At 70.0% G+C, this 19980-nt stretch carries 19 protein-coding genes; 12 read left to right on the top strand and 7 right to left on the bottom strand.

All coding sequences use genetic code 11. The features are described 5' to 3' along the window. Positions 1-12: 12 nt before the first annotated feature. The 3 genes from QZ500_RS18140 to QZ500_RS18130 are packed head-to-tail and all read right to left on the bottom strand — an operon-like array spanning position 13 to position 2971. Positions 13-987, bottom strand: coding sequence for a DUF58 domain-containing protein (locus QZ500_RS18140; RefSeq protein ID WP_295857256.1), 975 nt, complete (start codon positions 985-987; stop codon positions 13-15). After that, positions 965-1969: a MoxR family ATPase gene (locus tag QZ500_RS18135; RefSeq protein ID WP_295857254.1), complete on the bottom strand. Its 1005-nt coding sequence runs from the start codon at positions 1967-1969 to the stop codon at positions 965-967. The genes QZ500_RS18140 and QZ500_RS18135 overlap by 23 nt, the downstream gene beginning before the upstream one ends. 33 nt (positions 1970-2002) lie before the next feature. Next, positions 2003-2971, bottom strand: a complete 969-nt coding sequence (locus QZ500_RS18130; protein WP_295857253.1) for a trypsin-like peptidase domain-containing protein — start codon at positions 2969-2971, stop codon at positions 2003-2005. Between the two features lie 132 nt (positions 2972-3103). Between QZ500_RS18130 and QZ500_RS18125 the strand changes: the two genes are divergently transcribed. The 9 genes from QZ500_RS18125 (at position 3104) to QZ500_RS18085 (ending at position 12537) form a co-directional block, all read left to right on the top strand. Beyond that, on the top strand, positions 3104-3949 hold the full coding sequence (locus tag QZ500_RS18125) for a TatD family hydrolase (protein WP_295857251.1): 846 nt from the start codon (positions 3104-3106) through the stop codon (positions 3947-3949). Continuing rightward, positions 3946-4458: a DNA-deoxyinosine glycosylase gene (locus tag QZ500_RS18120; protein WP_295857249.1), complete on the top strand. Its 513-nt coding sequence runs from the start codon at positions 3946-3948 to the stop codon at positions 4456-4458. Before QZ500_RS18125 ends, QZ500_RS18120 begins: the two co-directional genes overlap by 4 nt. Next, complete coding sequence (locus QZ500_RS18115) at positions 4455-5279, top strand: spermidine synthase (RefSeq protein WP_295857247.1); 825 nt, start codon at positions 4455-4457, stop codon at positions 5277-5279. The genes QZ500_RS18120 and QZ500_RS18115 overlap by 4 nt, the downstream gene beginning before the upstream one ends. Then, on the top strand, positions 5276-7063 hold the full coding sequence (locus QZ500_RS18110; RefSeq protein WP_295857245.1) for a GspE/PulE family protein: 1788 nt from the start codon (positions 5276-5278) through the stop codon (positions 7061-7063). The genes QZ500_RS18115 and QZ500_RS18110 overlap by 4 nt, the downstream gene beginning before the upstream one ends. A gap of 128 nt (positions 7064-7191) precedes the next feature. Next, entirely contained in the window at positions 7192-7680 is a 489-nt protein-coding gene (locus QZ500_RS18105) for a tripartite tricarboxylate transporter TctB family protein (protein WP_295857242.1), read from the top strand. Positions 7681-7699: 19 nt separating this feature from the next. Next, entirely contained in the window at positions 7700-9211 is a 1512-nt protein-coding gene (locus QZ500_RS18100; protein WP_295857240.1) for a tripartite tricarboxylate transporter permease, read from the top strand. 108 nt (positions 9212-9319) lie between these two features. Continuing rightward, the gene (locus QZ500_RS18095) at positions 9320-10618 is read left to right on the top strand and encodes a DUF3422 family protein (RefSeq protein ID WP_295857238.1); all 1299 of its coding nucleotides are present in this window, start codon (positions 9320-9322) and stop codon (positions 10616-10618) included. After that, on the top strand, positions 10615-11592 hold the full coding sequence (locus QZ500_RS18090; protein WP_295857235.1) for a tripartite tricarboxylate transporter substrate binding protein: 978 nt from the start codon (positions 10615-10617) through the stop codon (positions 11590-11592). Before QZ500_RS18095 ends, QZ500_RS18090 begins: the two co-directional genes overlap by 4 nt. 156 nt (positions 11593-11748) lie before the next feature. Further along, positions 11749-12537 carry an SDR family oxidoreductase gene (locus tag QZ500_RS18085; RefSeq protein WP_295857233.1) on the top strand — a complete coding sequence of 263 codons (789 nt, stop codon included), beginning with the start codon at positions 11749-11751 and terminating at the stop codon, positions 12535-12537. Positions 12538-12565: 28 nt separating this feature from the next. Here QZ500_RS18085 and QZ500_RS18080 read toward each other — a convergent pair whose 3' ends face one another. Next, positions 12566-13465, bottom strand: coding sequence for a DMT family transporter (locus QZ500_RS18080; protein ID WP_295857231.1), 900 nt, complete (start codon positions 13463-13465; stop codon positions 12566-12568). A gap of 130 nt (positions 13466-13595) precedes the next feature. On the opposite strand from QZ500_RS18080, the gene QZ500_RS18075 reads away from it, so the two are divergent. Then, positions 13596-14579, top strand: a complete 984-nt coding sequence (locus tag QZ500_RS18075; protein WP_295857230.1) for a quinone oxidoreductase — start codon at positions 13596-13598, stop codon at positions 14577-14579. Positions 14580-14654: 75 nt separating this feature from the next. On the opposite strand, the gene QZ500_RS18070 is transcribed toward QZ500_RS18075, so the two are convergent. Then, entirely contained in the window at positions 14655-15569 is a 915-nt protein-coding gene (locus tag QZ500_RS18070) for a LysR family transcriptional regulator (RefSeq protein WP_295857228.1), read from the bottom strand. Positions 15570-15640: 71 nt separating this feature from the next. On the opposite strand from QZ500_RS18070, the gene QZ500_RS18065 reads away from it, so the two are divergent. After that, positions 15641-16660: a bile acid:sodium symporter family protein gene (locus QZ500_RS18065; RefSeq protein WP_295857226.1), complete on the top strand. Its 1020-nt coding sequence runs from the start codon at positions 15641-15643 to the stop codon at positions 16658-16660. Between the two features lie 135 nt (positions 16661-16795). Continuing rightward, the gene (locus QZ500_RS18060) at positions 16796-17197 is read left to right on the top strand and encodes a response regulator (RefSeq protein ID WP_295857224.1); all 402 of its coding nucleotides are present in this window, start codon (positions 16796-16798) and stop codon (positions 17195-17197) included. 33 nt (positions 17198-17230) lie between these two features. On the opposite strand, the gene QZ500_RS18055 is transcribed toward QZ500_RS18060, so the two are convergent. Together QZ500_RS18055 and QZ500_RS18050 are read right to left on the bottom strand one after the other, a co-directional pair. Next, positions 17231-18892 carry a Na/Pi cotransporter family protein gene (locus tag QZ500_RS18055; RefSeq protein ID WP_295857222.1) on the bottom strand — a complete coding sequence of 554 codons (1662 nt, stop codon included), beginning with the start codon at positions 18890-18892 and terminating at the stop codon, positions 17231-17233. A gap of 31 nt (positions 18893-18923) precedes the next feature. Beyond that, on the bottom strand, positions 18924-19886 hold the full coding sequence (locus QZ500_RS18050) for a tripartite tricarboxylate transporter substrate binding protein (RefSeq protein WP_295857220.1): 963 nt from the start codon (positions 19884-19886) through the stop codon (positions 18924-18926). Positions 19887-19980: the final 94 nt, after the last annotated feature.

Genomic DNA, 19980 nt, shown 5'->3' with positions numbered 1-19980 from the left:
GAAGGAGGCGGTTCAGGCCGCGCGCGACGGCGCACCGCGCACGCCGCTGCGGCGCTTGCGCAGCTCGGCGAACCGCAGCACGGCGTCGGCGGTGTCGTCGGTGGTGGAGAGTTCGAGCGCATCGGCGCCGGCCCGGGCGAAGGCCTGCAGCAGCGTGGCTTCGCGCAGCGCGGCGGCGCGCGCGAACCGCTGGCGGAACAGTCGGTCGTGGGTGTCCACCACCATCTGCTCGCCGGTTTCGGCATCGCGCAGGGCGACGAGGCCCAGGTCGGGCAATGCCTGCTCCAGCGGATCGACCAGGCGCACGGCTACCACGTCGTGGCGCTCGGCCAACTGCCCCAGGGGCCGCTCCCAGCCGGCGGGGCTGATGAAGTCCGAGACCACGAACACGGTGGCGCGCTGGCGCAGCGTCCGTGCGGCGGTGCGCAGCCAATCGCCCAGCCCTTGCTGCGGTGCCGGTGCAGCACCTTTGCCCCGGATCGGGGCGGGCGCGGTGACGGTCTGCAGCCGGTGCAGCAGATGCAGCACGTGGGCGCGGCCGCCGCGCGCCGGAATCCAGGCGGTGTCGCGGTCGCCGCCCAGCAGCGCGCCGACGCGGTTTCCGTGGCGGGTCAGCAGGCGCGCGACCAGCCCGACGAAGGCGGTCTGGGCGTCGCGCTTGGTGCGGTCGCCCGAGCCGAAGTCCATCGAGCCGCTGCGGTCGACCACGAACCAGGCCGCCATTTCGCGGTCCTCGGTGAAGACCCGCACATGCGGCGTCTGCAGCCGGGCGGTCACGTTCCAGTCGATATGGCGGACATCGTCCGACGGCTGGTACTCCCGCAGGTCCGCCAGGTCCAGCCCGCTGCCGCGCTGCAGTGTGCGGTAGGGGCCCTGCAGCAGGCCGTCCAGCCGGCGCAGGGCGGTCCATTCCAGGCGCCGCAGCAGCGCTTCGGCGCCGGAAACGGCGTCGCCGCCTGGGCGATCAGGCCGCGCGCTGGTATTCATGGTGGAGTGGCTTCGGCGGCGTGGGCACATGGGCCATCAGCCGGCCGATCAGGTCGTCGGCGGTGATGCCCTCGGCCAGTGCCTCGTACGACAGCGCCAGCCGGTGGCGGAACACGTCGGGCACCAGGTCGGCCATGTCCTCGGGCAGCGCATAGCCGCGGCCGCGCATCATCGCCAGCGCCCGGGCGCCTTCGGCCAGGTTGATCGTGGCGCGGGGACTGGCGCCGTAGTTGACCAGGTGCGCGAAGTCCTTCAGGCCGCTCGCCTCGGGCCGCCGGGTCGCCGCCACCAGCCGCACCGCGTACTGCAGCAGCGACGGGTCGATGTAGACCCGCCGGCAGGCGGCCTGCAACTCGGCCAGCTGGGCGGTGGTCGCGACCGGGCCGGCCGGCGGCGGCGGATGCATCGCCCGCTGCACGATCACGAACTCTTCCTCGTCGCTCGGATAGTCCACCATCACCTTCATCATGAAGCGGTCGACCTGCGCTTCGGGCAGCGGATAGGTGCCTTCGGTCTCGACCGGGTTCTGTGTGGCGAGCACCACGAACGGCGACGGCACCCGGTGGCTCTCTCCGGCGATCGTCACCTGGCGCTCCTGCATCACCTCCAGCAGCGCGCTCTGCACCTTGGCGGGCGCGCGGTTGATTTCGTCGGCCAGCAGCAGGTTGGCGAACACCGGACCGAGCGCGGTGCTGAACTCGCCGGTCTTCTGGTTGTACATGCGGGTGCCGACCAGGTCGGCCGGCACCAGATCCGGCGTGAACTGAATGCGCTTGAATGCACCTTGCACTGCCTGCGACAGCGTCTTGACCGTCAGCGTCTTGGCCAGACCCGGCACGCCTTCCACCAGCAGATGGCCTTCGGCCAGCAGCGCGACCATCACCCGTTCCAGGAAGCGGTCCTGGCCGACGACGATGCGCTTGACCTCGAAAAGCACCTGTTCCATCAAGGTGGCGGCAGAGTCGCGGGTGGTGGTGTTCATGCAGCGTGGAGGCAGAAGAGGAAAGGGCGGCGGTCAGAACGGCGGCATGCCGGCGGCGGCCGCGGCGTTCTCGATCGGCACGGCGAAACCGATGCCGAGGAAGGTGCGGGCGGAGGTCGGGTTGAGGATCGCGGTGACGATGCCGATCACCTCGCCGTCCATCGTGATCAGCGGCCCGCCCGAGTTGCCGGGGTTGGCGGCCGCATCGAACTGGATCAGGTTCGACAGCTGCCGCTTGCCCTCGGGCGAGAGAAAACCGCGCTTCAGCCCGGACACCACACCGCCGGATACCGACGGCCCGATGCCGAACGGAAAGCCGATCGCCGCGACCTCGTCGCCGGGCCGCAGGTCGGTAGTGGAGCGCAGCGTGGCGGCGGCCAGGTCGTCTGGGATCTTGTGCGCCTGCAGCACCGCCAGGTCGTGTTCAGGCTGGACGCCGGTCACCGACGCCTGGGCCTCCAGCCCGTCCGCGAAGGTGACCCGGATGTGGTCCGCACCCGCCACCACGTGCAGGTTGGTCAGGATCACGCCCTTGTCGACGATCACCACGCCGGTGCCGATGCCGCGCTCGATCTCGCCTTCTTCCTTTTCCTTGTAGCGGCCGTTCTTCTTGCGGTCGGTCTTGCCGTAGGCGACGACCCGGACCACCGACGGGCCGACCTTGTCCGCCGCGCGGGCGACCGCCGACGGCAGCACGGTCTTCTCCAGGGTATGGCGGACGGCCGCGTCGATGTCGTCCTGCGTCAGCACACGCGGCGCCGGTCGCAGCGCCAGGACCAGCACGGCCGCTACGGCGCCGACTGCGAGCAGCGGGACGATGCCGGAGCGCAGGGCGCGCCAGCCGCGTTGCAGGCGCGATGGCGGCGTGAGGGGCGAGACCGAGGCGGGTTCCGACGCCTCTTCGGCCGGTGCGTCTACCGCTTCGGGCGCGTCGCCGGTCAGGGCAGGTGCGACCGGCGCGGCAGTGCGGCGGGAGCTGCTGTAGAGGGCGGGCCTGCGCATCCGGAAATCCTCGGTTGGCGCGTCCCGACAGCAGGACGCCTGGATGGTTCCACACCCTAGCACGATTCACCGGTATGCGCTGTCGTCGCGCGACGTGACACGTGGGCATCGGGGGCAGTGCATGATGGCGCGATGACCGGCTGGATCGACACCCACTGTCACCTCGACGCTCCGGAGTTCGCAGCCGACGGCCCGGCGATGCGCCACGCGGCGCGGTCGGCGGGCGTCGGGCTGTGCGTGGTGCCGGCGGTGGCTGCTTCCAACTTCGACGCGGTGCGCGGCTGGGCCGAGGCGCACGGCGATGCCTATGCGCTCGGCATCCATCCGCTCTGCAGCGGCGAGGCGACCGATGTCGATCTCGCGCGGCTGGAGTCCGAGTTGGCTGCCCGCATCGGCGATCCGCGGCTGGTGGCGGTCGGCGAGATCGGGCTCGACTATTTCGTGGCCGGCCTGGACGACACGCGGCAGCAGGCGGTGTTTCGCGCCCAACTGCGGCTGGCTCGCCGCTTCGATCTGCCGGTGCTGCTGCATGTCCGTCGATCGGTCGACCGGGTGCTGCGCCATCTGCGGGAGCAGGGCGGCAGCGGGCCCGGCAGCCATCAATGGCGCGGCATCGCCCACGCCTTCAACGGCAGCCTGCAGCAGGCGCAGGCGTTCGTCGACCTCGGGCTGAAGCTGGGTTTCGGCGGCACGGCGACGTTCGACCGGGCACTGCAGGTACGGCGCGTGGCGTCGGCCGTGCCGCTCGCATCGATGGTTGTGGAGACCGACGCGCCCGACATTCCCCCGCACTGGCTCTACCGCACCGCCGACGAACGCGGCGCCGCCGGCCCGCAGGCGCGCAATTCGCCGGTCGAGCTGCCGCGCATCGGTGCGGCAATCGCCGGCCTGCGCGGCATGGCGCCCGAGGCATTCGCAGCTGCCACCACCCGCAATGCGCTGGATGCGATGCCCCGTCTCGCGGCGCTGGCCGGATGATAGCCGCCGGTGGGGTGCGGCTGGTCGGGCTGCCGCCGGTGGTATCGCCGGCCACCCGGTTGCTGGTGCTCGGCAGCTTTCCCGGCGCCCGGTCGCTGGCGGAACAGCAGTACTACGCCCATCCGCGCAACCAGTTCTGGCGCATCCTGTCGCTGCTCTGGAACGAGGACCTGGTGGCCCTGCCGTATGCCGACCGGCTGGCACATCTGCAGGCGCGGGGGCTCGGCCTGTGGGATGTCTATGCCAGCTGCGAACGCCAGGGCAGCCTGGACACGGCCATCCGCGCGCCGCAGGTCAACGACTTCGCCGGGCTGGCCCGGTGCTGCCCGCTTCTGGAGGCCGTCGCCCACAACGGCGGCGAGAGTTTCCGGCACGCGCGGCATTCGGCGACACTCGCCGTGTCGGTCCACCGCCTGCCCTCGACCAGCCCGGCCCATGCTGCCTGGAGTCTGGAGCGCAAATGCGAGGCCTGGGCCGACGTGTTCCGCCAGCACCATCTGTTCCGATGACGACCCGTCGCTCACCGCCTGCCGCTCCTTCCGCCGTCGCCCCCGACGCCGACCTGCCCGAAGTCCACTTCTCGGACTGGGGCGACGTGCGCAGCCTGCACCTGGGGTCCGCCTGGATCCAGGGCTCGATGCGGATGGACGCGCCCTACGAACTGGAGCTGGAATACGTGCAGCGCATGATGGCGTGGCTGCTGTTCGTCGCGCCGCCGTCGGTCGCCAAGCGCCATGCGATGCAGCTCGGCCTCGGCGCCGGGGCGCTCACGAAGTTCTGCCGCAAGAAGCTGCGCATGCGCACGACCGCGATCGAGCTCAACCCGCAGGTGCTGCATGCGTGCCGTGGCTGGTTCAAGCTCCCGCCCGACGACGAGCGGCTGCAGGTCATCGTCGCCGATGCGGCCGAGGAGATCCGGCGTCCGGTCTGGCACGCAGCGGTCGATGCGCTGCAGGTGGACCTCTACGACGAGGAGGCGGCGGCGCCGGTCCTCGACAGCGACAATTTCTACCGCGAATGCCGGGCGGTGCTGACCGAGGACGGTTGCATGACCGTCAACCTGTTCGGCCGCGACTCCAGCTACCAGCAGAGCCTGGACAGGATCTGCGCCGCCTTCGGGCAGGAGGCGGTCTGGGCGTTCCGCCCCACCCGGGAAGGCAACACCGTCGTCCTGGCCCAGCGGACCCCGCAGCGGCCGGACCGCGTCGCGCTGGCCGCGCGCGCGGACCTGGTGCAGTCCCGCTGGGGCCTGCCTGCTGCCAAATGGCTACGCACTTTCAAGCCCGCGGTGCCGACCGCGTTGGCCGCACCGGCAGCACCGGCGCCATGAGCGCACCGACTCCGCCCACCGTGCCGCCGGCCGCACACGCCGGCCCGATCGACTGGCGCCGCATCGTCGGCTGGATGCGCGACGACGGCGTGGTGTCGCAGGAAGAGGCCGACCGCACCGTCGCCCGCTGTTCGCGCGCCGAAAGCACGCAGCCGGCCCTGGTGCGCCTGGCCAACGTCGCGATGGTCCGCCACTCCGACGGCAAGCCGCTCGACCTGGAGGCGCTGACGCAGTACCTCGCGACCAAGGCCGGGCTCGCCTATCTGCGCATCGACCCGCTGCGGGTGGACGTGGGCAAGGTGGCCGACACGATGAGCGCCGCCTATGCCGAGCGCCACCGGGTGCTGCCGGTGCAGGTCACGCCCACCGAGGTGGTGGTCGCGACCGCCGAGCCCTTCGTGACCGACTGGGTCGCGGAGGTGGAGCGCCAGGCCAAGCGCCGGGTGCGCCGGGTGGTCGCGAATCCGCAGGACATCCACCGCTTCACCGCCGAGTTCTTCGCCCTCGCCAAGTCGGTCCGCGCCGCGCAGAAGGCCGGCGGCAACGCGGGTGCCGCAAGCTTCGAGCAGCTGGTCGAGCTCGGCCGCAGCAACCGCCAGCTCGATGCCAACGACCAGGGCGTGGTCCGGGTGGTGGACTGGCTCTGGCAGTACGCCTTCGATCAGCGGGCGAGCGACATCCACCTGGAGCCGCGCCGGGAGCAGGGCGTGATCCGCTTCCGGATCGACGGCGTGCTGCATCCGGTCTACCAGATGCCGCTCGGCGTGCTGGCGGCGATGACCGCCCGCATAAAGCTGCTCGGCCGGATGGACGTGGTCGAAAAGCGGCGCCCGCAGGATGGGCGCATCAAGACCCGCAACACCCGCGGCGACGAGGTCGAGATGCGGCTGTCCACCCTGCCCACCGCCTTCGGCGAGAAGATGGTGATGCGCATCTTCGACCCGGACACGGCCGTCAAGGACCTGGATGCGCTGGGTTTCGTGCCACACGACGCCGGCCGCTGGGAAGAGCTGGTGCGCAGGCCGCACGGCATCATCCTGGTCACCGGACCGACCGGCTCCGGCAAGACGACCACGCTGTATTCCACCCTGAAGCGGGTCGCGACCGAAGAGGTGAACGTCAGCACCGTCGAAGACCCGATCGAGATGATCGAGCCGTCGTTCAACCAGACGCAGGTGCAGACGCAGCTCGACTTCGGCTTCATCGAGGGCCTGCGCGCGCTGATGCGGCAGGACCCGGACATCATCATGGTCGGCGAGATCCGCGACCTCGCCACCGCGGAGATGGCGGTCCAGGCGGCCCTGACCGGGCACCTGGTGTTCTCGACGCTGCACACCAACGATGCGCCGTCGGCCGTCACCCGGCTGATGGAGCTGGGCGTGCCGCCGTACCTGGTCAATGCGACGCTGCTCGGCGTGCTGGCGCAGCGGCTGGTGCGGACCCTGTGCCGGGCCTGCCGCGCGCCCGATACCGACAGCACCGATGCCGACCTGGCGGGCGTCATCCGGCCGTGGAAGCTGAATGCGCCGTGGCAGCCGTACCGGCCGGTCGGCTGCGTGGACTGCCGCATGACCGGTTTTCGGGGCCGGATGGGCCTCTACGAACTGCTGGTCGTCACCGATGCCTTCAAGGACAAGGTCCACAAGGAGCCGAACATCGACGCGCTGCGCCGCCAGGCCCTGGCCGACGGGATGCGGCCGCTGCGCCTGGCGGGGGCGCTGCGGGCAGCGGAGGGCCTGACCACCCTCGGCGAGGTGCTGGGCGCGACACCGCCGCTCGCCTGACGCGCGGCCTGCGCAGTCCGCAGGCCTTGGGGAATACCCCGAGGCCGCGGTAGGTGGAATCCACATCCGGACGGACAGGGGCGGGGCAGAGAATCCGCGAGTCTGAAAATTTTCGTCTGGAGATAGCTGTGAAGATCAAAAGTCAAAAGGACTTCTTCGCGGGCCTGATGTTCCTGCTCATAGGCATCGGGTTCGCGTGGGGGGCTACGACCTATTCCGTCGGTTCCGGCGCCCGCATGGGCCCGGGATATTTCCCGCTGGTGCTCGGCGTGGTGATGGCACTGCTCGGTGCCGCCCTCACCATGACCGCCCTGGTCGTCGAGACCGAAGGCGGCGACAAGATCGGCAAGTGGGCCTGGCGCCCGCTGTTCTTCATCATCTGCGCCAACCTGGCCTTCGGCGTGCTGCTCGGCGGTCTGCCGAGCGTCGGCATTCCGGCGATGGGCCTGATCATCGGCATCTACGCGCTCGTGCTGATCTCCAGCCTGGCCGGCGACGAATTCAAGATCGGCCCCACGCTGATCCTCGCCACCGTGCTCGCCGTCGGCAGCTACGTGGCCTTCATCTGGGCACTCAAGCTGCAGATGCAGGTCTGGCCCACCTTCATCACCGGCTGAACCACCCGAGACATTCCCCATGGATCTGATCAACAACCTCTCGCTGGGTTTCAGCGTCGCGTTCACCGCGACCAACCTGCTGTACTGCCTGATCGGCTGTATCCTGGGCACGCTGATCGGCGTGCTCCCCGGCATCGGCCCGGTGGCCACCATCGCGATGCTGCTGCCGGCCACCTACGTGCTGCCGCCGGTGTCCGCCCTGATCATGCTGGCCGGTATCTACTACGGTGCGCAGTACGGCGGCTCCACCACGGCCATTCTGGTGAACCTGCCGGGCGAATCGTCCTCGGTGGTGACCGTGATCGACGGCTACCAGATGGCGCGTCGCGGCCGGGCGGGCCCGGCGCTCGCCGCTGCCGGCCTCGGCTCGTTCTTCGCGGGCTCCGTCGGTACCCTGATCCTGGCTGCGTTCGCGCCGCCGCTGACCGAGCTGGCCTTCAAGTTCGGCCCGGCCGAATACTTCTCGCTGATGATCCTGGGCCTGATCGGCGCCGTGGTGCTGGCCTCCGGCTCGCTGCTCAAGGCCGTGTCCATGATCGTGCTAGGCCTGCTGATGGGCCTGGTCGGTACCGACGTGAACTCCGGCGTCGCCCGTTTCTCGTTCGACATCCCCGAACTGACCGACGGCATCGGCTTCGTGACCATCGCCATGGGCGTGTTCGGCTACGGCGAAATCATCGCCAACCTGGCCAACCCGTCGTCCGACCGTGAAGTGTTCACCGCCAAGGTCAAGGGCCTGTTCCCGACCGGCGAAGACTTCAAGCGTATGCTGCCGGCCGTCCTGCGCGGCACCTCGCTCGGCGCGGCCCTGGGCATCCTGCCCGGCGGCGGTGCACTGCTGGCAGCCTTCGCGGCGTACACCATCGAGAAGAAGACCAAGCTGCATCCGGGCGAAGTGCCCTTCGGCAAGGGCAACATCCGCGGCGTCGCGGCTCCCGAGTCGGCCAACAACGCCGGTGCGCAGACCTCCTTCATCCCGCTACTGACGCTGGGCATTCCGCCCAACGCCGTGATGGCGCTGATGGTGGGCGCGATGACCATCCACAACATCCAGCCGGGCCCGCAGGTGATGACCAGCAACCCCGAGCTGTTCTGGGGCCTGATCGCCTCGATGTGGCTGGGCAACGCGATGCTCGTCATCCTGAACCTGCCGCTGATCGGCATGTGGATCAAGCTGCTGTCGGTGCCGTACAAGTTCCTGTTCCCGTCCATCGTGCTGTTCTGCGCGATCGGCGTGTACTCGACCAACAACAACACCTTCGACATCTGGATGGTCGGCATCTTCGGCATCGTGGGCTACATCTTCCACAAGCTCGGCTGCGAACCCGCACCGCTGCTGCTCGGCTTCATCCTGGGACCGATGATGGAAGAGAACCTGCGCCGCGCACTGCTGCTGTCCCGCGGCGACTGGGTGGTGTTCGTCTCCCGTCCGATCTCCGCCGGCCTGCTCGCCGCCGCCGTGCTGCTGCTCGTGATCGTGCTGCTGCCCGCAGTGAAGAGCAAGCGCGAGGAAGCGTTCGTCGAAGACTGACGCCCGGCACGCGACGATCTCAAAAACGGCACCTTCGGGTGCCGTTTTTCGTTGCCGGAGACGAACGACAATCGCGCGGTCGCCCGGCCGGGCTCCGCCGCGTTCCCCATGTCCCTGTTTCCGCAGCTTCCGCAGCACGACGACCGCATCGCGCTGCACAACGAGATCCATGCCCGCCCGCCGGAAGCGATGGCCGCGCCGCTCGCGATCTCGCACATCGTGATGGCCTGCGACGCCGCCGAGCGCGAGGCGAGCCGCCACCACCTGGCCGACCTGCTGCGCGAGCACCACCTGCCGCTGCCGGATGCGGCGACGATCCACCTGCGCATCGACGTCGGCCGGTTCCGCATTCGCTGGGAACTGCACACCGAATTCGTCACCTGGACCTTCCAGCGGCGCCCGGACCACGGCGCCGCGACGGCGGCGCCCGACTGCGCGCTGCAGGTGGTGCCGCACGGCTGGCTGGCCCGGCTGCCGGGCCGGCTGCTGACCGCGCTGCACGTCGGCGTGCTGCCCGGCGGGGCCGACACGGTGCCCGCCGTGCCGCCCGACTGGCTGCACGAGGACACGATGGTCGCGTCCAGCATCGCGGGCGGGGAGGGTGCGGCGTATACCGACTTCGTGCTGCACGCCGACGGTTTCGGCCGGATGCTGCTGCGTGCCGGCGCGATGGGGCCGCGCCGACTGGGCCGGATGGTGCAGCGTCTGCTGGAAATTGAGACCTACCGCATGGCTGCACTCCTCGGGCTGCCGGCGGCCCGGGGCGCAGCGGCGGCGCTGGGCAGCGCGGAGCGCGAGCTGGCCGGCCTCGCCGAGGCGATCCGCAGCGCCGAGCGCCACGACGAGGCCCAGCTGCTCGACCGGCTGACCCGGCTGGCCGGGCAGGTGGAGAGCCAGCATGCGGCCACCCACGCCCGGCTGTCGGCCAGCGCGGCGTATTTCGAGCTGGTCGACAAGCGCATCGCCGACATCGTGGAGTCGCGCATCGGCCACCTGCAGATGCTCGGCGAGTTCCTGGAGCGGCGGCTGTCGCCTGCGCGCAGCACCTGCGCCTGGGCCACGCGGCGGCAGGAGGCGCTGTCGCAGCGGGTGTCGCGGGTCAGCAACCTGCTGCGGACGCGGGTCGAGATCGAGCAGCAGCAGAGCAGCCAGGCGCTGCTGACCACGATGAACCGGCGGCAGGACATGCAGCTGAAACTGCAGTCCACCGTGGAGGGGCTGTCGGTCGCGGCGATCACCTACTACATCGTGGGCCTGGTCGGCTACCTCGCCAAGGGCGCGCAGAAGGGCGGCTCGTCGATCAGCCCGGAAGTCGCCACCGCGGTGGCGATTCCCCTGGTGGCGCTGGCGGTCTGGTGGTCGCTGCGGCGCCTGCACCACCGCATCGTCGGAGAATCGCGGCCATGAAACGACGTCTCCTGCTGTCTTCCTCTGCTGCCGCGGCTGCTGCCGCCGGCCTGCCCTGCGCCTTCGCGCAGCCGGCCGCGTGGCCCGTCCGGCCAATCCGGCTGCTGGTGCCGTTCCCGGCGGCCGGCGCCACCGACCTGTTCGCCCGCGGCCTGGCGCAGAAGCTCGCCGAACGGCTGGGCGTGTCCATCGTGGTGGAGAACCGGCCCGGCGCCGGCGGCTCGATCGGCGCCGACGCGGCCGCCAAGGCCGCGCCCGACGGCTACACGCTGATGCTGACGACCTCCAGCACGCACGCCATCGGCCCGGCCATCAACCCGCGCCTGCCCTACGACACGGTGCGCGACTTCACGCCGATCGTCCATGCCGGCAACGCGCCGAGCATCATGCTGGTGCCCAACGATTCGCCCGCGAGGACGGTGCAGCAGTGGATCGACCATGCGAAGCGCAACCCCGGCCGGCTGAACTACGGCTCCAGCGGCAACGGCACCATCGTCCAGCTGACGGCCGAACTGTTCAAGTCGCAGGCGGGGATCTTCGTCACCCACATTCCCTACAAAGGCACCGCGCTCGCGATGCCCGACCTGATGAGCGGCAAGCTCGACGTGGTGTTCGATTCGCTGCCGACCGGGCTGCCGTTCGTGCGCGACGGCCGGCTGCGGGCGCTGGGTGTCACGTCGCTGAAGCGCACGCCCCTGGCGCCGGACCTGCCGCCGATCGCCGATACGCTGCCAGGCTATGTCTCCAACACCTGGTTCGGTGTGTACGGACCGCGCGGCCTGCCGGCCGAGGTGGTGGCCCGCGTCAACGCCGCCGCCAACCAGGTGCTGGCCGATGCCGATACCCGCGAGCGCTTCGCCCGGCTCGGCATCGAGGCGGTCGGCTCGACGCCAGCGCAGTTCGCACAGATGGTGGCCGACGATGCGGCCAAGTGGAAGAAGATCATCGTCGAACGCAGGATCGTCGGCGACTGAACGGCGCCGCGACGGCGGGCCGTTCCGCGTCGTCGAGGCGCCTTCCGGCCGTGTGCCGTCGCGGTGTGCACGGTCGCCTGTGCCGTGCCGCACACGCCGGCGGTGCCTTCCGTATGATTTCCCGCTTTTCCACCTGACGGACACACGGGAGACTGCATGGATCTGGGCTTGACGGGCAAATGGGCGCTGGTGGGCGGCGCGAGCAAGGGACTGGGGCTGGGCTGCGCACGCGCGCTGGCGGCCGAAGGCGTCAATGTGGTGATGGTCGCCCGCGGTGCCGAGGTGCTGCAGGCCGCCGCCGCGGAGGTGCAGGCGCAGGCGGCCTCCGGTGCGCAGGCCATCGCGGTGGCCGCCGACATCACGACCGAGGCCGGCCGCGACGCGGTCTTCGCCGTCCGCCGCGATTTCGACATCGTCGTCACCAACGCGGGCGGCCCGCCGCCCGGCGATTTCCGGAACTGGGACCGCGATGCCTGGATCCGCGCGCTCGACGCCAACATGCTCACGCCGATCGAACTGATCAAGGCGACGGTCGACGGCATGGCCGCGCGCGGCTTCGGCCGCATCGTCAACATCACATCGGGGGCGGTGAAGGCGCCGATCGATGTGCTGGGCCTGTCCAACGGCGCCCGCAGCGGCCTGACCGGCTTCGTCGCCGGCGCGGCCCGCAGCGGCATCGCCGCGAAGGGCGTGACGATCAACAACCTGCTGCCCGGCGCCTTCGACACCGACCGGCTGCGCACCACCATGGCCGCCGGCGCGAAGAAGGCGGGCGCCGATCCGGAAACCGTGGCCGACAAGCGCCGCCAGACGATTCCGGCCCGCCGCTTCGGCACGGCCGAGGAGTTCGGTGCGATCTGCGCCTTCCTGTGCAGCGCGCAGGCCGGCTACATCACCGGCCAGAACGTGCTGGCCGACGGCGGCGCCTTCCCCGGCACGATGTAGCGCGTGCCCGGCCCGGCCCGCCGCGGCCTCAGCGCCGGGCCGACAGCACGATGCCGGCCACGATCAGCGCGAACGCCGCCGCGTGGTACAGGTGCGGCGGCTCGCCGAGGAAGGCCGCCGACAGCAGCGCGGCGAAGAGCGGGGTGAGGTTGGCGAAGAAAGCCGCCATGTTCGGCCCGACCCGCGCCACCCCGGCGCCGAAGCAGCGATAGGCCAGGATCGCCGGGCCGACCGCGATGAACACCAGCGCCGCCGCCAGCGGCCAGCCCCAGTCGATATGCGGATCGCCGAGCGTCCATTCCGCCGCGGTGAACAGGCCCGACCAGCCGAGGCCGAACACGATCTGCGCGAGCAGGAAGGCCGACCAGTCCTGGCGCAGCGCCGGGCTCTCGCCGGGCTTGGCGAGCAGCCAGGCATAGAACGACCAGGCGATGGTCGCCAGCACCATGAAGCCGTCACCCGGGCGCAGCCGCAGGGCGAGCAGCTGCTGCAGCTCCCCACGGCTCAGCACGATCAGCACCCCTACCATCGACAGCGCGGCCCCGACGATCTGGCTGCGCCGCGCCGGCGCGCGGAAGAACAGCGTGCCGACCAGCAGCATCCAGACCGGCATGCTGGAGCCGACCAGCGTGGTGTTGATCGGCTCGGAGGTCTGCAGCGCCAGGTACTGCAGCGCGTTGTAGCTGCCGACGCCCAGCAGCCCCAGCAGGGCGAAGCGCCGCCATTTGCGCCAGATCTCCGACGATGGCCGCAGCACATGCCCGGCCAGCGGCAGCAGCAGCACGAACGCGATCGTCCAGCGCACGAAGTTGAGCGTCATCGGCGGCATCAGCGTGTGTACCAGCCGGCCGACGACCGCGTTGCCGGCCCAGAGCAGCGGCGGCACCAGCATCAGCAAAACGGTGGAGGGCGACAGGCGTGCATGCATCCGGACGACTGTAGCGCGGGCCGCTGTCGCGTGCCGCGCTGCAGCCCGCGGCGAAGCGTGGCAGGATGCGGCGGCCACCCGCCGGCCGTCCGGCGCGGCCCCGTCCCCATTCACAGGAGCCCGTTTCCGCATGAGCAAAGCCGTTCGCATCGACCGTCCCGGCGGTCCGGAAGAAATGAAGATCGTCGACGTGCCGGTCGGCGAGCCCGGACCCGGCGAGATCCGCATCCGCCACAAGGCGGTCGGACTCAATTTCATCGACGTGTACCAGCGCACCGGCCTGTACCCGTTCCCGATGCCGCTGCAGCTCGGCATGGAAGCCTCGGGCACCGTCGAGGCGGTGGGCGAGGGCGTCGATCACCTCGCGGTCGGCGACCGCGCGGCCTACGCCAGCAACCCGCCCGGCAGCTACAGCGAGGTCCGCGTCATGCCGGCGAAATGCGTCTGCCGGCTGCCCGACACCATCGACTTCGAGACCGGCGCGGCGATGATGCTCAAGGGCCTGACCGCGCAGTACCTGCTGAAGAAAACGCTGCCGGTCGAGGGGCTGCAGCCCGGCGACTTCGTGCTGTTCCATGCCGCGGCCGGCGGCGTCGGCCTGATCGCCTGCCAGTGGGCCCGCGTGCTCGGCCTGCAGCTGATCGCGACCGCCGGCTCCGACGAGAAATGCGCCCTGGCGCTCGCCAACGGCGCCGCCCACGCGATCAATTACCGCACCGAGGACTTCGCCGCCCGGGTGAAGGAGATCACCGAGGGCCGCGGCGTGAAGGTGGTGTACGACTCGGTCGGCAAGGACACCTGGGAGAAGTCGCTCGACTGCCTGCGGCCGTTCGGCCTGATGGCGAGCTTCGGCAACGCCTCCGGCCCGGCACCGGCCTTCGCGCCGGGCATGCTCGGCGCGAAGGGATCGCTGTACGTCACCCGTCAGACGCTGTTCACCCACATCGCCACCCGCGCATCGACCCAGGCGATGGCCGACCAGCTGTTCGAGGTGGTGGGCTCCGGGCAGGTGAAGATCCACATCGACCAGCGCTATCCGCTGGAAGAGGTGCAGCAGGCGCACCGGGACCTGGAAGCACGCAAGACGACGGGCTCGACCATCCTTACGCTGTAGTTCGGTAGGAAAAAGGCCTCCGGCGCCGGTGAGGCGTGCGCAAGCAGCTATCGAAATAGTAGCAATCGAAACGGTTCAGGCGCCGGACGCCCCGGACGGGAGCGCCTGCGCCACCCGCCGTATCCGCGCCCAGGCATCGGCGGCCAGCGGCGACAGGCTGCGCTGGCGGCGGTGCACCAGCATCAGGTCGCGCTCGACCTGCGGCACCAGCGCCCGGACCGCCCATGCGCCGGGCGGTGTGCCGTGCAGCGCCAGGGCCGGCAGCACCGCGACGCCGATGCCGGCCTCCACCATGCGCAGCACGGTGGTCGGATGGCCCAGCTGCTGCGCCACGCGCGCAGCGGGCGCGTGCCGGGCGAGCGCGTCGTCGATCAGGCGGCGGCTGCCCGAGGCCTGGTCGAGCAGGACCAGCGGCCAGTCCGACAGTGCCGTCCACGGCACCGCAGCGCCGCCGGTCGCCAGCGCATGGTCCGGCGGGCAGACCAGGCAGAACGGTTCGCAAAACAGCGTCTCGCAGTGCAGGTCGTCGGCGGCGGCCGGATCGACCACCACGCCGAAATCGACCGCACCGGTGCGCACGCTGTCCAGCACATCCTGCTGGATGCGGTCCAGCAGCACCAGTTCGACGCCCGGTGCTTCCCGGGCGCTGGCGGCGATGCAGGCGGGCATCAGGGCGGCCGACAGGGTCGGGCTGCTCGCTACCCGCACCCGGCCGCGCTTTTCGCGGGCCAGGTCCTGCACGTCGCGCAGCGCCAGCTCCAGCTCTTCCAGCAGCCGGCCCAGATGGGCTTCCAGCCGCCGGCCTGCCTCGGTCGGCACCACATCGCGGGTGGTGCGGTCGAAGAGGCGCAGTCCGAGCTGCGCTTCCAGTTCGGTGATGGCGCGGCTCACCGCCGGCTGGGTCAGGCCGACACGCTCGCCCGCCCGGCCGAAGCCGCGCTCCCGGGCCACGGCCTGGAACACACGCAGCTGGCGCAGGCTGACATTCATGACACGGGATCATAGAACGATCAGATAAATCGATTTCTCTTCTCGGTCGCGCGGCGCCATGATCGCGGCCCATGAGCCGCTCCCGTTTCCTCCCCGACAACTTCACCCTCAGCCTGGTCGCCGTCGTCGTCATCGCGACCGTGCTGCCCTGCAGCGGCGCCGTGGCGCGCGGCTTCGAATGGCTGACCACCGCGGCGATCGCGCTGCTCTTCTTCCTGCACGGCGCCAAGCTGTCGCGCGAGGCGGTGATCGCCGGTGCGCTGCATTGGCGGCTGCACCTGCTGGTGGTTGCCTGCACCTTCGCGCTGTTCCCGCTGCTCGGCTGGGCGCTCAAGCCGGTGCTGTCGCCGCTGGTCACACCCGACATCTACACCGGCATCCTGTTCCTCTGCGTGCTGCCGGCCACGGTGCAGTCGGCCATCGCCTTCGTCTCGGTCGCGCGCGGCAACATTCCGGCGGCGATCTGCAGCGCCTCGGCCTCGACGATGCTGGGCGTGTTCATCACGCCGTTCCTGGTCAACCTGCTGGTGGTGCCGAGCAGCGGCGGCAGCGGGCCGGGGCTGGACGCGATCGCGCGCATCCTGCTGCAGCTGATGCTGCCCTTCGTGCTGGGCCACCTGTCGCGCCGCTGGACCGCCGGATTCGTCAAGCGCCACGCGGCCCGGCTGAAGTACGTGGACCAGGGCTCGATCCTGCTGGTGGTCTACACCGCGTTCAGCGCGGCGGTGATCGAGGGGCTGTGGAGCCGCGTGCCGCCCGGCGCGCTGGCCGGCTTGGTCATCGCGTGCTGCGTACTGCTGGCGCTGGCGCTCGCGATCACTACCTACGGCAGCCGGGCACTCGGTTTCTCGAAGGAGGACGAGATCACCATCGTCTTCTGCGGCTCCAAGAAGAGCTTGGCGAGCGGGGTGCCGATGGCCAAGGTGCTGTTCGCCTCCCATGCGGTCGGCGCGATCGTGCTGCCGCTGATGCTGTTCCACCAGATCCAGTTGATGGTGTGTGCGGTGCTCGCGCAGCGCTATGCCCGTCGCGCCGTGCCGCCGTCCGCGGGAGAGGCCGAACCGACAGCAGCGCCCCTCCGCACGGGATGACAGGATGCCGGTGCCCGTCCTACTCGGGGTAGGGCGGGCGGCTTGCAGGCGCGGGTCCGGTGCGATCGGTAGACTCCTTTGCAAATGCTTGCAATCTGCAGAGCTCCTGCGGATGGCGGACGCAAAGGAAAACACATGACGTTCAGGGCCTACATCATCGAAGACAACCTGGTCATCCGCGAGAACCTGCTGGCCACGCTGCGCGAGGTGGTCCAGCTGGAGCCGGTCGGCATGGCGGAGACGGAACAGGAAGGTGCCGGCTGGCTGCGCGACCATGCCGGTCAGTGGGATCTGGCGATCGTCGACTTGTTCCTGAAGGAAGGCAATGGCCTCAACGTGCTGGCTGCCTGCCAGGACCGCAAGCCCGGCCAGCGCATCGTGGTGCTCAGCAACCACGCGACCCGCGAAGTGCGCCGCCGCTGCGAATTGCTGGGCGCCGATGCGGTGTTCGACAAGTCCACCGAGATCGACGCACTGCTCGACTACTGCGAAGCCGAGCGCCGCCGCGTCGAGACCCGCCCGGCCGCGCTGCACTGAGGCAGCGGCCTGCGCGGCACCATCCGGTGCGTGTCAGCGTGGGAATTCGCCCGGTGCCGGCTCCCGCAGCCGGCTCGGTGCCAGGGCGCCCGCCGATTCCAGGATCGGATAGGCGATCGAGCAGATGTGCGAGTTGATCCGCTTCAATTCGCTGATCAGGTCGATGTGCAGCGAGCTGGTCTCGATGCTGCGCACCGTGTTGTCCGACAGCCGGCCCAGGTGGGTCGTCGCATAGGCCCGTTCCAGGTCGCGGAACCGGGCCTTTTCTTCGAGCAGCTTCTGCGCGTCCCGCACGTTGCCGTTGAGGAACACGCTCATCGACAACCGCAGGTTGTCGATCAGGCGGGCATGCAGCTCCACGATCTCGGCCATGCCGGCTTCCGAGAAACTGCGCGCCTTCTTGATCTTCTTGTCCTCGATGTCGATCAGCACCCGCTCGACGATGTCGCCGATCTGCTCCATGTTGATGGTGAAGCTGATGATGTCGGTCCAGCGCCGGCTTTCCTCCTCGCCCAGCGCCTCGCGGGAAATCTTCGTCAGGTAGTACTTGATCGCGGAATAGAGCGCATCGACCTCGTCGTCCATCTTGCGCAGCCGCTCGGCGACCTGCAGGTCGTTGCGGCGGATCACGTCGAGCATGCCGACCAGCATCGTCTCCACCACGTCGGCCTGGTGCAGCGCCTCGCGCGCGGCGCAGGAGATCGCGAGCGACGGCGTCGACAGCGCCGAAGGGTCGAGGTGGTGGATCCGGGCGGTGCCCTGCTGCGGCTTGACGTGCGGCATCAGCCGCTGGACCAACCGCGCCACGCTGTCGGTGAAGGCGATGAAGCCGACCCCGACCACGATGTTGAACGCCAGGTGGAACAGCACCACGCCCTGCGCCGCATCGCCCAGGTACGGCTGCGCGAACCGCAGCCACAGCCCGATGAAGGGGGCCACCAGGGCCACGCCGCCGAGCTTGAACACCAGGCTGCCGACGGTCACCTGCCGCACGTCCACCGGCGACTTGGCGGTGGTCAGCACCGCGAGGATGCCGCTGCCGAGGTTGGCCCCGAGCACCAGGCCGAGCGCCACGTCGAGCGCCACCACGCCCGAGGCCGCCATCGCCGCGATCAGCAGCACTATCGCGAGGCTGGAGTACGCCACGACGGCCAGCACGGCGCCGAGCATGATCTCCATCGCCAGGTCGCTGCTCACCGAGACCAGCAGCGCGCGGATCGCCGGCGAGGCGAGCATCGGCTCGGTTGCCTGCACCACCAGCTGCAGCGCGAGCAGCATCAGCCCCAGGCCGATGAAGACGCGGCCGACCCGACCCGCGGTCGTCGCCTGGCGCGAGATGAACATCACTACGCCAACGAAAATCAGCAGCGGCGACAGCCACGACAGGTCGACCGAGAACAGCACCGACATCAGCGCGGTGCCCACGTCGGCGCCGCGCATCACCGCCAGCGCCGCCGGCAGGGTGATCAGCCCCTGCCCGACGAAGGACGAGGTCATCAGCGAGGTCGCGGTGCTGGACTGCACCAGCGCCGTAACGCCGATGCCCGACAGCGCCGCGGTGAAGCGGTTGCCCATGCTGCGCGCCAGCAGGCGCCGCAGGTTGGCGCCGAACACGCGCAGCACGCCGGTGCGGACCAGCTGCGTTCCCCAGACCAGCAGCGCGACGGCTGCGAGCAGATTCAGCAGGTGCTTCATGCGGCCATTGTCGGCCGATGGGGGACGTGGATCATTCGGCCTGGATCTTCCGCTCGCGGATCAGGCGCGACCACTTCTCGTTGTCCGCTTTCACGAAGGCCTGGAACTTCTCCGGCGACTGCCAGTGGACCTCGGCGCCTGCGGTCGAGAACTTCTCCTTGACCGCCGGCTGGACCAGCGACTTTTCCAGCGCCGCCGCGATCTGCTGCACCACTGGCGCCGGCATGCCGGCCGGTCCGACCAGGCCCTGGAAGCCGATCGATTCCAGACCCGGCAGGCCGAGCTCGCGCACCGTCGGCACGTCCGGCAGCTGCGGGTCGCGCTTCTCGCCGGTGACGGCCAGCGCCTTCAGCTTGCCGCCCTTGATCTGCGGCAGCAGCACGCTGCCGGCATCGATCATCAGCTGCGTCTGGCCGCCGATCAGGTCCTGGACCGCCGGCGCACTGCCCTTGTAGGCGACGTGCGTCATGTCGAGGCCGGTCACCTGGTTGACCAGCTCGCCGTTCAGGTGGGTCGAGGTGCCGATGCCGCCCGACGCGAAATTGACGCTGCCGGCGCGCGACTTGGCCCAATCGACGAATTCCTTCAGGTTCTTCGCCGGATGGTCCGGCCGCGTCACCGCGATGTAGCCGCCCTGGCTGATCTGCCCGATGTAGGTGAACTGCTTCAGCGGGTCGTACGGCTTCTTCGCCTGCAGGTACGGCGCGATGGCGAACGGGCCGGTGTTGGCGAGCAGCAGGGTGTAGCCGTCGGCCGGGGCGCGGGTCAGTTCGGTGGCGGCGATGGTGCCGCTGGCGCCGGGCTTGTAGTCGATGACTATCTGCTGCTTGAGCAGTTCCTGCATCGGGACCTGCACCGTGCGCGCGGCGAAGTCGATGCCGCCGCCCGGCGGGTAGCCGACGATCAGGCGGATGGGTTTGGCCTGGGGCCAGGCCTGGGCGCAGGCCATGCCTGCGGCAGCCAGCAGCAGGGCGCCGGCGATGATCTTCTTCATGCGATGTCTCTTTATGGTTGTTGCGGCGACGGATGCCGCCGGTCCAGTTTAGGACCGAAATGCCACAGGCCGGGGGCGGCGGCGATTCGGAACC

The organism is uncultured Xylophilus sp., from assembly GCA_913776965.1.
In the GTDB taxonomy this organism is placed as follows: Bacteria; Pseudomonadota; Gammaproteobacteria; order Burkholderiales; family Burkholderiaceae_C; genus Xylophilus.
This window is presented reverse-complemented; position numbering and strand designations above follow the sequence as displayed.

Coding starts and splice junctions, on each gene's coding strand:
- QZ500_RS18140 (WP_295857256.1), bottom strand. CDS start 987: ATGAATACCAGCGCGCGGCCTGATCGCCCAGGCGGCGACGCCGTTTCC.
- QZ500_RS18135 (WP_295857254.1), bottom strand. CDS start 1,969: ATGAACACCACCACCCGCGACTCTGCCGCCACCTTGATGGAACAGGTG.
- QZ500_RS18130 (WP_295857253.1), bottom strand. CDS start 2,971: ATGCGCAGGCCCGCCCTCTACAGCAGCTCCCGCCGCACTGCCGCGCCG.
- QZ500_RS18125 (WP_295857251.1), top strand. CDS start 3,104: ATGACCGGCTGGATCGACACCCACTGTCACCTCGACGCTCCGGAGTTC.
- QZ500_RS18120 (WP_295857249.1), top strand. CDS start 3,946: ATGATAGCCGCCGGTGGGGTGCGGCTGGTCGGGCTGCCGCCGGTGGTA.
- QZ500_RS18115 (WP_295857247.1), top strand. CDS start 4,455: ATGACGACCCGTCGCTCACCGCCTGCCGCTCCTTCCGCCGTCGCCCCC.
- QZ500_RS18110 (WP_295857245.1), top strand. CDS start 5,276: ATGAGCGCACCGACTCCGCCCACCGTGCCGCCGGCCGCACACGCCGGC.
- QZ500_RS18100 (WP_295857240.1), top strand. CDS start 7,700: ATGGATCTGATCAACAACCTCTCGCTGGGTTTCAGCGTCGCGTTCACC.
- QZ500_RS18095 (WP_295857238.1), top strand. CDS start 9,320: ATGTCCCTGTTTCCGCAGCTTCCGCAGCACGACGACCGCATCGCGCTG.
- QZ500_RS18090 (WP_295857235.1), top strand. CDS start 10,615: ATGAAACGACGTCTCCTGCTGTCTTCCTCTGCTGCCGCGGCTGCTGCC.
- QZ500_RS18085 (WP_295857233.1), top strand. CDS start 11,749: ATGGATCTGGGCTTGACGGGCAAATGGGCGCTGGTGGGCGGCGCGAGC.
- QZ500_RS18080 (WP_295857231.1), bottom strand. CDS start 13,465: ATGCATGCACGCCTGTCGCCCTCCACCGTTTTGCTGATGCTGGTGCCG.
- QZ500_RS18075 (WP_295857230.1), top strand. CDS start 13,596: ATGAGCAAAGCCGTTCGCATCGACCGTCCCGGCGGTCCGGAAGAAATG.
- QZ500_RS18070 (WP_295857228.1), bottom strand. CDS start 15,569: ATGAATGTCAGCCTGCGCCAGCTGCGTGTGTTCCAGGCCGTGGCCCGG.
- QZ500_RS18065 (WP_295857226.1), top strand. CDS start 15,641: ATGAGCCGCTCCCGTTTCCTCCCCGACAACTTCACCCTCAGCCTGGTC.
- QZ500_RS18060 (WP_295857224.1), top strand. CDS start 16,796: ATGACGTTCAGGGCCTACATCATCGAAGACAACCTGGTCATCCGCGAG.
- QZ500_RS18055 (WP_295857222.1), bottom strand. CDS start 18,892: ATGAAGCACCTGCTGAATCTGCTCGCAGCCGTCGCGCTGCTGGTCTGG.
- QZ500_RS18050 (WP_295857220.1), bottom strand. CDS start 19,886: ATGAAGAAGATCATCGCCGGCGCCCTGCTGCTGGCTGCCGCAGGCATG.